This window comes from Deltaproteobacteria bacterium (assembly GCA_030654105.1).
In the GTDB taxonomy this organism is placed as follows: Bacteria; Desulfobacterota; SM23-61; order SM23-61; family SM23-61; genus JAHJQK01.
Genome location: JAURYC010000166.1, coordinates 1 through 10562 on the forward strand (window position 1 = coordinate 1; position 10562 = coordinate 10562).

The window sequence follows — 10562 nt, forward strand, 5'->3', positions numbered from 1 at the left end:
AGTCCCGTTTTCGTCATTGCGAGGAGTTCCGCCAATGCGGGACGACGAAGCAATCCCGTATTTTCAAGGACTTATAAAAACGAGATTGCTTCGCTTTCGCTCGCAATGACTCTTCTGCCGACTTTTTACGAGATCATCAATGTTGAAATTTAAAAATTCAACGATGTTAATTATATTTTGTTGTTGTTTCTTAAAAAGACAATAATGGTATTTATCGGCGTTTATCTGCGAAAATCTGCGTCCGAATAAATTTATGTTCTGGAAAAAACACCCTAAAAAATTTTTTACCACGGCAGAGCAGGAGCGAATCATAGAGGAGATTCGCCAGGCTGAAAAACAAACCTCGGGGGAAATCCGGGTCCATTTGGTCCGCCGTTCTGGAAAAGATGTGCTCGAAAAAGCCAAAAAGGTTTTTAACCGGTTGGGACTGACCCAGACCAAGCATCGCAACGGTGTTCTTATCTATTTGGCCACGGACCACCGGAAGTTTGCCATCCTGGGCGATGAGGGAATCCACCGGCTGGTTCCCGAGAACTACTGGGAGGATGTTAAAGGAGAGATGCAAAAATATTTTCGGGAAGGCAAATTTTGCGAAGGACTCTGCCGGGGCATCCGGGAAGTAGGGGAGAAACTTAAAGCTTATTTCCCTATAGAAAAAGATGACAGCAACGAACTTCCCGATACGATCAGCGAGAGTGAATAAAATTGGGCTACGATCCCGTCGAGAGACACAGGAGAATTGAGACCCTCACAGTCCAGAAAAGGATTGGGGGGGATTTAAAGAAATATTATCGGTTCCGCCATGACCGCTGGTATGGAGGAATCATTACTGCCGATTGCGCAGGCTGTGGATTAACCTGCAAGTTTTGCTGGGTCCGCAGCGAAGCCCTGCTTGAAGGAAGAGAGGGTGGAGAATTACTCACCCCGGATGAAGTCACCGGGAAAATTCTGAAGCTCCTCAAAGAAAAAAAATCACCGCAGGTTCGGATCAGCGGGGGAGAGCCGACTATCGGGCGGGAACATCTTTTTAAAATTCTTAAAGAATTAAAAAAGATGCGAGTGCGCTTTATTTTAGAAACCAACGGTATCCTGATCGGAGAGGATGAAGCGTATGCCCAGGAACTGGCTTTGTATCCTTTTGTGCACGTGCGGGTTTCGTTGAAAGGATGCACGGAAGAAGAATTCGCCCGGTTGACCGGAGCAAACCCCGTAGGTTTCCAACTCCAACTTGCTGCTCTGAAGAATTTGCTGAAAGCGGGAGTGAGCACCCACCCCGCAATCATGCTCTCCTTCTCCGCAAAAGAAGCAGTGGACCAGCTTTACCATACGATTTGGAAGATCGATCCTAGGATGCACAGTGAAGTGGAAAGGGAGGAAGTCATCCTTTATCCCCATGTCTTAGAAAAGCTGAAGCGGGCAAACCTAAAATATTTTTCTGGCCATTTGCCAGAAAAATAATAGGCGAATTGTTGGGGGGAAGAAATATGGCGCACGTTAAAAGAAAAAAGGGCGTTATTGCTATCCTGACCGGCGGCGGGGATGTCCCTGGCCTCAACCCGGCGATTCGGGCAGTAACGATCAGGGCCATCCGCGAAGGATTTCAAGTGATCGGGATCCGCAACGGCTGGAAAGGTCTGGTATCCATGGTCCGCAATAAAAAGGTCCCTGCGGACGCACACTATCAGATTCTTTCCGAGGAAATTGTTAATAAGGTTGGCCGCACGGGAGGGACCTTTTTGCACACTTCCCGCACCCGGCCCAGTCACATTCCCAAAGAGGACGTTCCCGAGAATCTCGTGGGAAAATACCATGAGGAAATCAATGACCTTACGCCGGAAGTTTTGCAAAACCTTGACTTTCTGGGGATCGATTACCTGATCCCGATTGGCGGAGATGATACGCTAAGCTATGGCGTCCATCTTGCCAAGCAGGGAGTCAAAGTAATAGCCATTCCCAAAACGATGGATAATGACGTACCAGGTACGGATTATTGCATCGGCTTCAGCACCAGCATAACCCGGACCATCGAGATGACCCACAGTTTACGGACGACAGCCGGGTCTCATGAACGCATCCTGGTCATTGAGGTTTTCGGGCGGTATGCCGGGTTTACGGCCTTGCTCCCCACAATGGCGGGCGCGGCCAACCGGTGCGTGATCCCGGAATACAAGTTCAACATCGACCGCCTCACCGAACTGTTAGTGGCGGACCGATACACCAACCCGAGCCATTATTCGGTTGTTCTGGTCTCCGAGGGGGCAATGTTTGAAGGGGATGAAATGATCTTCGAAAAAGACGAAAAGGACATGTACGGCCATAAAAAATTGGGAGGAATCGGCGATGTGGTGTCGGATCGGATTAAAAAGCTTTCCTCCAAGTACAACAAAGGCAGGAGCATCAATGTAATCAACCAAAGGCTGGGGTATCTTGTCCGGTGCGGGAATCCGGATGCGATCGATTCTATCGCCCCTATGGCCTTTGGCAACCTGGCATTAAACCTGGTCTTGAGTCATTCTCATGGGCGGCTGGTTTCTCTGCGCAACGGCAGGTATGATAACGTGCCTATTGATGTGGTGACCAGCGGCAAGAAGGTTGTGGATGTGGATAAATATTACAACCGCGAGCGGCTGCGCCCGTATTATGAAAGTTTTGAGCAGAAACCGTTATTTATTATGACCAGCGATTATTGATGGTGAAGAAGTAGCTTTTTTCCATAGAGAAGGGCTGGAAAAACAAACTTATGAAATTTATCACGTAAAACTTTAAAATCGAATAGGAGAATATGATGAAGAATCACATCGGTTTTATTGGTTTAGGGAATATGGGGATGGGTATGGCCAAAAATATTTTACAAACCGGGTTTCCACTGGTGGCCTACGACATCCAGGAAGAACCCCTGAAAAAAATAAAAGCGCTGGGGGCCCAATTAGGGGAAAACCCGAAGGAGGTTGCCCAAAAGGCCAGCGTTTCCATTATTGCGGTTTTAAATTATGCTCAGGTGGAGCAAGTTGTCTTGGGAGAAAGGGGGCTATGCGAAGGGGTAAGTTCGGGTGATTTGGTCATAATTGCGAGCACCATCGCTCCCGCAGAGGTAAAAGCATTAGCCCGAACATTGGAGAAGCAAGGAGTAAAAGTGTTGGATGCCCCGATCAGCGGGGGAAAAGAAGGGGCAGAGGCGGGAACGCTGACCATCATGGTTGGTGGAGAAAAAGCAGAATTTGAGAGGTGTCGAAATATTTTTGAGGCCATGGGAAAGAATATATATTATTTAGGTGCCCTGGGATCGGGGTTGAGTTTAAAGCTGGTGAATAATTTATTGGTGGCGGTCAATGGGTTGGCCGTAGCGGAAGGCATGGTCTTAGGTATGAAAGCCGGCCTGGACCCGCAAATGATGTTGGATATTATCCCCAAAAGCGCCGGGGATAGCTGGATGTTCAGAAATCGGGCTTATAGAATGGTGGACCGGGACTTTACCTGCCGGGGGGAACTGGATATTCTTTTAAAGGATTTGACTTTTATTATGGATATGGGAAGATCATTGAAAATTCCTCTGGTATTGAGTGCCGTGGCCAAAGAAATTTTTCAAATGGCCAACTGCCTGGGGTATGGAAAAGAGGATGACGCCGCCATTGTTAAAGTGATAGAGAAAATAGCCGGGATGGAAGTGAAAAAGGCAATGGGCGATAGGTAATAGGCAAAAGGTAAATATTAAAACCCAAAATAACGGGTTTGGACAAGGGAGTTTGCCAAGTATAGGGGGAGTGGATAAGGGCAAAGATTTGTCTTGACAAAAATATTTAATATATGGAATATAATTGGCATGCGGAGCGGCTCGCATGCAGATTCAAGTGGCTATGTGAAAAGGAGCACGAAAAGGAACGAATGAGGGAGGTGATGCCCTTCAAAACATTAAAAATTTGGGGGTGGTGTTTCCTTTATTAACTTTTTATCGTAATTTTTCTAAAGGAGGTGGAGGCAATGAAAAAGGTATGGGCAGTTTTGGCAATTTTGATGTTCGTTTTAGTTTTTTCCAGCCCAGCGGGTGCGCAGCAGACATTCAAGTGGAAAGTTCAGAGTACCTGGACGGCTGGAGATTTCCACCAGGTGAACCCTAAGGGTTTAGTGGAAAAGATTGAAGCTATGTCCGGCGGACGGCTGAAGATTGAGCTCCTGGCCGCAGGCGCCATCGTACCCGCCTTTGAAGTCCTTGATGCCGTTCACAAAGAGATCTTGGATGGGGGACATGCCTGGCCTGGCTATTGGTATGGCAAACACCCGGCTGCCACTCTTTTCGGCAGCGTTCCCGGCGGGCCCTTCGGGATGAGCTCGGAGGATTACCTGGGATGGCTCTATATAGCCGGCGGGAAAGAACTGTACAACGAACTTATGCAGAAAGAATTGAAAATGAACGTTGTAGTTTTCCCCACCTTTGGTGAAACGCCAGAGCCCTTGGGATGGTTTCCTAAACCCATCAAAAATGTGAAGGACTTTAAGGGGTTGAAATTCCGGGCAGGGGGAATGTCCGCCGAAGTTTTTAAAGCCATGGGTATGACAGTGGTAACTCTCCCCGGTGGTGAAATCGTGCCGGCGTTGGAGAGGGGTGTCATTGATGCCGGAGAATTCAGCGACCCAAGCTCTGACATGGCTATGGGCTTCCAAGATGTTCGTAAGTTCTACCACATGCCTGGAACGCACCAGCCCACAGGTATGATGGAGTTCATCATCAATAAGAAAAAATGGGATGAACTTCCTGCCGACCTTAAAGCAATCGTCGAGTACGCGGGAATGGCCGAGACAATACATTTCACCATTAAGATGTTGAACCAGAACAGCAAGGATCTCCAGACCCTGATTGAAAAGCATGGGGTGAAAGTGATCGAATCCCCACGGGACATTTTACTGGAAGTGCTAAAAGCATGGGACAAAGTGGCGGAAAAATACGTCAAGGCAAATCCATTCTTCGCCAAAGTATATGAATCACAAAAGAAATGGGCGCAACAGGTGGTTCCTTATCGTAGTGTCGGCCACCCACCGTATGACTTGGCCGCCGATTATTATTGGGGCAAAATCAATCCTTATAAAGTTCAAAAGCCCAAATAATCGAGTGGTTAAAAATCGCTTATTAAGAAAAAGGGGTGGGTCTCTCAAGGGATTAAAAATTGAGATTCACCCCTTTTGAATATTTTGGGAGTCCTAAGACAGCATTGGTTCCAGCTGAAATGCGAAATGTATAAAAAAAGAAGATCACCCATTATTATTTTATGGGAGGTTGAGCAAATTGAATTCTGCGTTTAAAGTTGTCCGGTTCATTGATGGCCTATCGTTGTGGAGTGGCAAAATTTTCGCCTGGCTCAATGTTCCTCTGGTGGGGGGGTTGGTTTATGAAGTTGTGGCTCGATATGCCTTTGATTCCCCTACAGAATGGGCCTATGACATAGCTTATATGCTTTACGGAACCATTTTTATGATGGGGGCAGCTTATACTCTTTACAACAAAGGACATATCCGAACGGATCTTCTTTATAACCATTTTCCGGCTCGTTGGCAGGGGATAATTGATGCATCTTTCTACCTCTTCTTTTTTTTCCCCGGCATGATCCTATTCTTGATTGCCGGATGGGATTATGCCGCCCATGCCTGGGATATTAAAGAAACAGCAGCCTACAGTCCCTGGAGACCGATCGTTTATCCATTCAAAACGGTGATCCCAATAGCAATCATTCTTTTAATAATCCAAGGCATCGCCGAATTCATAAAGAGTGTTTATGCCACGACAAGGGGGGAATGGCGATGAGCAACGAAATTCTTGGCCTCTTGATGTTGGGCACCCTCCTCGTGGTAATTTTCATCGGCTTTCCGATAGCCTTCACCCTCATAATCCTGGCAATTTTATTTGGCTACTTCAGCTTGGGGAAAATGGTCTTTGATTTGATGGTCATGCAAACCTTTGGGTTGATGCAGGAAGAAGTCCTGGCTGCGGTTCCTCTCTTTGTCTTCATGGGATACGTGGTGGAACAGGCGGGACTCATGGAGCGGCTTTTCATGGCCTTTCGCCACGTTCTTTCTGGGGTGAAAGGGTCCCTTTTCGTCGGCGTCATTCTCACCGCGGCCATTTTTGCCATGGCCACGGGAATCGTCGGTGCCGCGGTCACTGTTCTGGGGATTATGGCCGCACCGGTCATGATCAGGTGTGGATATAACGACCAACTTTCTGCCGGAACCATCATTGCCGGAGGGACCTTAGGGATTCTGATCCCCCCGAGCATTATGCTTGTGGTTATGGGGCCGGTGCTGGGAATCTCTGTGGCCAAGCTTTATGCCGCCGCCTTCGGACCTGGATTTTTATTGACGGGCCTTTATGTTATTTATCTTTTGATTCGCAACTTCCTGAATCCTGAACTCGGGCCAGTGGTGCCGATGGATGAAAGGATTTCGAGAACCGAGAAAATAAAAGAATTCTTTTTTGGCATGGTGCCGCTGGGTTCCCTCATTTTTTTCACTCTGGGGAGTATTTTGGCTGGATTGGCCACGCCTACGGAAGCAGCGGCCTGTGGGGCTTGCGGAGGTATTTTAATGGCTCTCGCCTACCGCAAATTGACTTTGCCGAAATTCAAGGAGGCCCTGATCAAGACTCTAAGTACTTCCAGTATGGTCCTCTTCCTGGCCGTGGCCGCTAACATCTTTGGATCTGTTTTTTCCAGGTTGGGATCGGCGACGCTGATCACCAATTCGTTGATTGCCTTGGATCTCAGCCCATTTATGATGCTCCTTCTCTTAATGGTGGTGATCTTTATTTTGGGATGGCCCTTTGAGTGGCCGGCCATCGTTCTCATTTTTCTGCCGATCTTCCTCCCCTTGATCCTAACCTTAAAGTTCAACCTGGTTTGGTTCGGCGCGCTTGTCGCGGTGAACTTGCAGACGGCGTTTCTGTCTCCACCCGTCGCCATGTCAGCATATTACCTCAAGGCCGTGGTTCCCCAGTGGAAGTTATCGACCATTTACCGAGGGGTGATAGAATTTATGGTTATCCAGTTGATTGCCCTCTTTCTCCTCATGCTGTTTCCCGAGATAGCTTTGTGGCTGCCCGGCGTGCTGTTTGGTTAACCGCATTCTTTTTTCCGCCGCCGCGGTTTGGATAAAAACGCTATGTGCTTTAATCCAAGCGCATAGCTTTTTCCAGAATGATTTCTGATTAACTCGTAAAAAGCATGAAAATACTCTTTTTGGTCATTCCCGTGAAAACGGGAATCCAGTGAGCTTCTTGCAAAAGTCCGTAATTTACCCTTCGACAGGCTCAGGGTGAACGGGCTTAGGTTGAAATTATTTAGTTTTTCCGTTCATGGTGAGCTTGTCGAACCACAAAAAAATACTTTTGCAAGAGCCTCCAGTATTATCAAATATTTACATCTTCTCTGGACTCCCGCTTCCGCGGGAGAGACGACTTTTTACAAAATCATCATTTCTTGCCTCAAAAAATGTGGGCAAAACCGGGCCTGAAAGGTGTACAAAACTGGCCATAAAGATCCTCATTATTTTTTACCGAACTAAAAATACTGAAATATCAATTAATTGGGTAAAACAGAGGCACCCAACTTAGAAGGCATAGAATTTGCTGTACAAAACAAAAACGGCTCTGTAAGGGTTAACAGCAGGTTAAAATTTTTTGGCAGGAGTTGGAGATGGAGCAAAAAGCTTCGGTTTTGGTTGTGGATGATGAACTCGGACCACGGGAATCATTGCGGATGATCCTCAAACCACTTTATGATGTCCATACAGCTGCAAACGGACAAGAGGCCCTCGATTGTATTCAAAAAGAAAAAGTTGACCTCATCACCCTCGATATAAAAATGCCTGGGCTTTCAGGGATGGACGTGCTGCGGGAACTCAGGAAACTGGGGAGTGACGCCGCAGTCGTTATCGTCACCGGATATGGGACCCTAACCAACGTCCACGACGCCATCCGCTATGGGGCGGTTGACTTCGTTTCCAAGCCTTTCAACGTTCCGGACATCGTTGCTATCGTCAATAAATCCGTAGCCCAACGGAGTTATAACCGGAAAGTAAAAAACATCGTCCAAAAAATTAGAAGTATTCATGCCTGGGAAGATAACGAGATTGATGAATTCTTGAATAATTAACTTTTCCATCCCCCAGCCGGTCCCCTCCTCCCGGGGCCAGAGCCCTCCTCCTGCTCTGGCCCCCCGAGCTTTTCTCCTCCTTAAAGATCGCCGATTCGGAATACGCCTTGCCCCTTAGGTCGGTTTGCGCTTTTAGCCTGGCCATTGGGGGTGGAAAATGATATAGTTTTTTCTCAATTATTAAGGTAGCCCGGACTCCTCCTTGCTGAATAACCTTAAGGGCGTAAGGTTTTAGGTTTGCCGAAAAAGTCAATCTACGCAGGAATTATTTTTCTCTTCCTTTTCAGTTGCATGGCGCCAGCGCCAAAAGAGCCACCCCCCCCGGAAGAATTGTTGCTGCCGCGGGAAAAAGAATCCATTCACCCTCTGACCGATGACGGCGAAAGAACATCTCTCCGAGAAGCGGTTGAAAATAGCCTCGTTTATCTGGAGAAAAAAATATCTTCCCCCATTTCACCCGACAACTCTTCAGGGAATCAGGGAGATCTTCGCCACTTGGAAAAGGCTCGCTGTTCTCTGTCTCTTTTCCGAGAAATCTTTTTAAACACTCCTGACCCAGTGGAGTTCGCCCGAAGAATTCAAGAGAACTTCCATTTATGGGAAACAACCGGGAAAGGAGAGGGGTTGAGCATCCTCCTAACGGGGTATTATGAACCCATCATCGCCGGCAGCCTTGAACCCGGGCGAGAATACCAATATCCTATATACCGTAGGCCGGATGATCTGGTGGAAACAACGTTTACCGAATTAAAGGAACAACCCAAAGGAAAAGGTATCGGCCGGGCTCAGAGCGGGCAGGTTATTCCCTATTATTCTCGCCAGGAGATTGACTGCCAGGGAGTACTGAAAGGGAAAGGGTATGAACTGGCCTGGCTGAAGGACCCGTGGGAGCGGTTTGTCCTGCATGTGCAGGGGTCGGGGCAGATCCGCCTACCGGACGGAAAGATGTTGCGGGTGGGTTTTGCCATTTCCAACGGCCGGCCGTACCGGAGCATCGGACGGTATCTTGTCGAGCAAGGACTTATAGCGGAGCAAGAACTTTCCCTGAGGCGGGTGAGAGAACTTCTCCAAAAACACCCGGAATGGATGGAAGATATATTCAACATTAATCAACGTTATATTTTTTTCCGCTCCTTGCCGCTCTCCACTCAAATAGATGGGGGGCCCATAGGGGCGCTGGGTGTGCCGCTCACTGCCGGCAGATCCATTGCAACGGACTATTCCATTTTTCCTCCGGGCGCCCTGGCCTATATTATCTCTCGGCAGCCAGTATTTGATGAACGGGGAAAAATAATAGGCAGGAAAAGCCTCCGGCGATTTGTGCTCAACCAGGACACAGGTGCCGCCATGAAGGGTCCCGCACGGGTCGACCTTTTTTGCGGCAGCGGAGATAAGGCCGGATGGGTTGCCGGGGAGATGCGCGAAGAGGGAAAAATTTATTTTCTCTTGGCAAAATAAAGGTTTCCATGGTTCCAGGGAGCGATGAGAAATTTAAAAATGCAAAATGAAAAATGTAAAAATTTTTCCACTTAAACCCTTGACCCCTTGAATTCTTGATCCCTAATTTGCAGATGATCCTAAATTGAATAACTCTTGTCATATCCGGAATGATCATGCTAAATAGTGCAATAGCCGATAAACAAGAATCAATGATCGCTGAAAAAATTATTTTCCCAAGGAGGAAGAATTATGATCCCCAGAATAAAGAGTATTCTTTACGCCACCGACCTGACGGATAATTCTGCTTATGCCTTCCGCTATGCTGTAAATTCTGCCCAGAAACACGACGCCAAAATTCATATTCTGCATGTCATTGAAAAACCGCATTCATCGGTCGGAGTACTTGTTGAATTGCATTTCGAAGAGGGGCAGCTCGAAAAGCTATGGAAGGAAAGGCGGGATGAGCAAATCAAGCGAATCAACCAACGGTTAAAGGAATTTGCCGAACGGGAACTCAAAGATGACCAAGAAACTCTGAAACGGGTAGCATCCATCGTGGTGATCGAAGGGGAGCCTGCCGTTGAAATTCTTAGAAAAGCAGATGAATTGGATTGTGATGTCATCATCATGGGGACTCATGGCAAAGGATGGATCACGCATGCCTTTTTAGGAAGCGTAGCCGAGAAGGTTTTAAGCCGGGTTAAAAAACCTGTTTATATCATCCCCATACCAAAGGGAGAAACGGATATCACTTTTAAAAATACCTGAAAAAGTTCCTTAGTGATAAGAAAAAATTTGGGCTCCAGGGATCGAAACCCGAAATTAAAAACTCTTTCCATTTTTAAAATTGTCAATTTGAATTTGCAGTTTGTTTGGCGATATGCGAATTTCGGATTTAGAAACACCCAATACGTAATGGGTAATAAGACCCTCTTTAGATTATCATTATGAATCGTGAAGAGAAAATGATCGTCGGTCTCACTG

At 47.2% G+C, this 10562-nt stretch carries 10 protein-coding genes; all 10 read left to right on the plus strand.

Annotated elements, in window-relative coordinates; all coding sequences use genetic code 11:
• The first annotated feature begins 253 nt into the window (after positions 1-253).
• The 10 genes from Q7V48_06910 to Q7V48_06955 all read left to right on the plus strand — a co-directional run bounded on the left by Q7V48_06910 (position 254) and on the right by Q7V48_06955 (position 10346).
• Positions 254-703 carry a TPM domain-containing protein gene (locus Q7V48_06910; GenBank protein ID MDO9210464.1) on the plus strand — a complete coding sequence of 150 codons (450 nt, stop codon included), beginning with the start codon at positions 254-256 and terminating at the stop codon, positions 701-703.
• A gap of 2 nt (positions 704-705) precedes the next feature.
• On the plus strand, positions 706-1458 hold the full coding sequence (locus Q7V48_06915) for a radical SAM protein (GenBank protein ID MDO9210465.1): 753 nt from the start codon (positions 706-708) through the stop codon (positions 1456-1458).
• A gap of 26 nt (positions 1459-1484) precedes the next feature.
• Positions 1485-2690, plus strand: coding sequence for an ATP-dependent 6-phosphofructokinase (locus Q7V48_06920; protein ID MDO9210466.1), 1206 nt, complete (start codon positions 1485-1487; stop codon positions 2688-2690).
• Positions 2691-2782: 92 nt separating this feature from the next.
• On the plus strand, positions 2783-3691 hold the full coding sequence (locus tag Q7V48_06925; GenBank protein ID MDO9210467.1) for an NAD(P)-dependent oxidoreductase: 909 nt from the start codon (positions 2783-2785) through the stop codon (positions 3689-3691).
• A gap of 287 nt (positions 3692-3978) precedes the next feature.
• Positions 3979-5100, plus strand: a complete 1122-nt coding sequence (locus Q7V48_06930) for a TRAP transporter substrate-binding protein (protein ID MDO9210468.1) — start codon at positions 3979-3981, stop codon at positions 5098-5100.
• Between the two features lie 178 nt (positions 5101-5278).
• The gene (locus Q7V48_06935; GenBank protein MDO9210469.1) at positions 5279-5794 is read left to right on the plus strand and encodes a TRAP transporter small permease subunit; all 516 of its coding nucleotides are present in this window, start codon (positions 5279-5281) and stop codon (positions 5792-5794) included.
• Positions 5791-7104: a TRAP transporter large permease subunit gene (locus Q7V48_06940; protein ID MDO9210470.1), complete on the plus strand. Its 1314-nt coding sequence runs from the start codon at positions 5791-5793 to the stop codon at positions 7102-7104. Before Q7V48_06935 ends, Q7V48_06940 begins: the two co-directional genes overlap by 4 nt.
• Positions 7105-7679: 575 nt before the next feature.
• The gene (locus Q7V48_06945; GenBank protein ID MDO9210471.1) at positions 7680-8138 is read left to right on the plus strand and encodes a response regulator; all 459 of its coding nucleotides are present in this window, start codon (positions 7680-7682) and stop codon (positions 8136-8138) included.
• A 333-nt stretch (positions 8139-8471) separates the two neighbouring features.
• Positions 8472-9596: an MltA domain-containing protein gene (locus tag Q7V48_06950; protein ID MDO9210472.1), complete on the plus strand. Its 1125-nt coding sequence runs from the start codon at positions 8472-8474 to the stop codon at positions 9594-9596.
• 231 nt (positions 9597-9827) lie between these two features.
• Positions 9828-10346 (plus strand): universal stress protein, encoded by a 519-nt coding sequence (locus tag Q7V48_06955; GenBank protein MDO9210473.1) that lies wholly within the window; start codon positions 9828-9830, stop codon positions 10344-10346.
• Positions 10347-10562 lie beyond the last annotated feature (216 nt).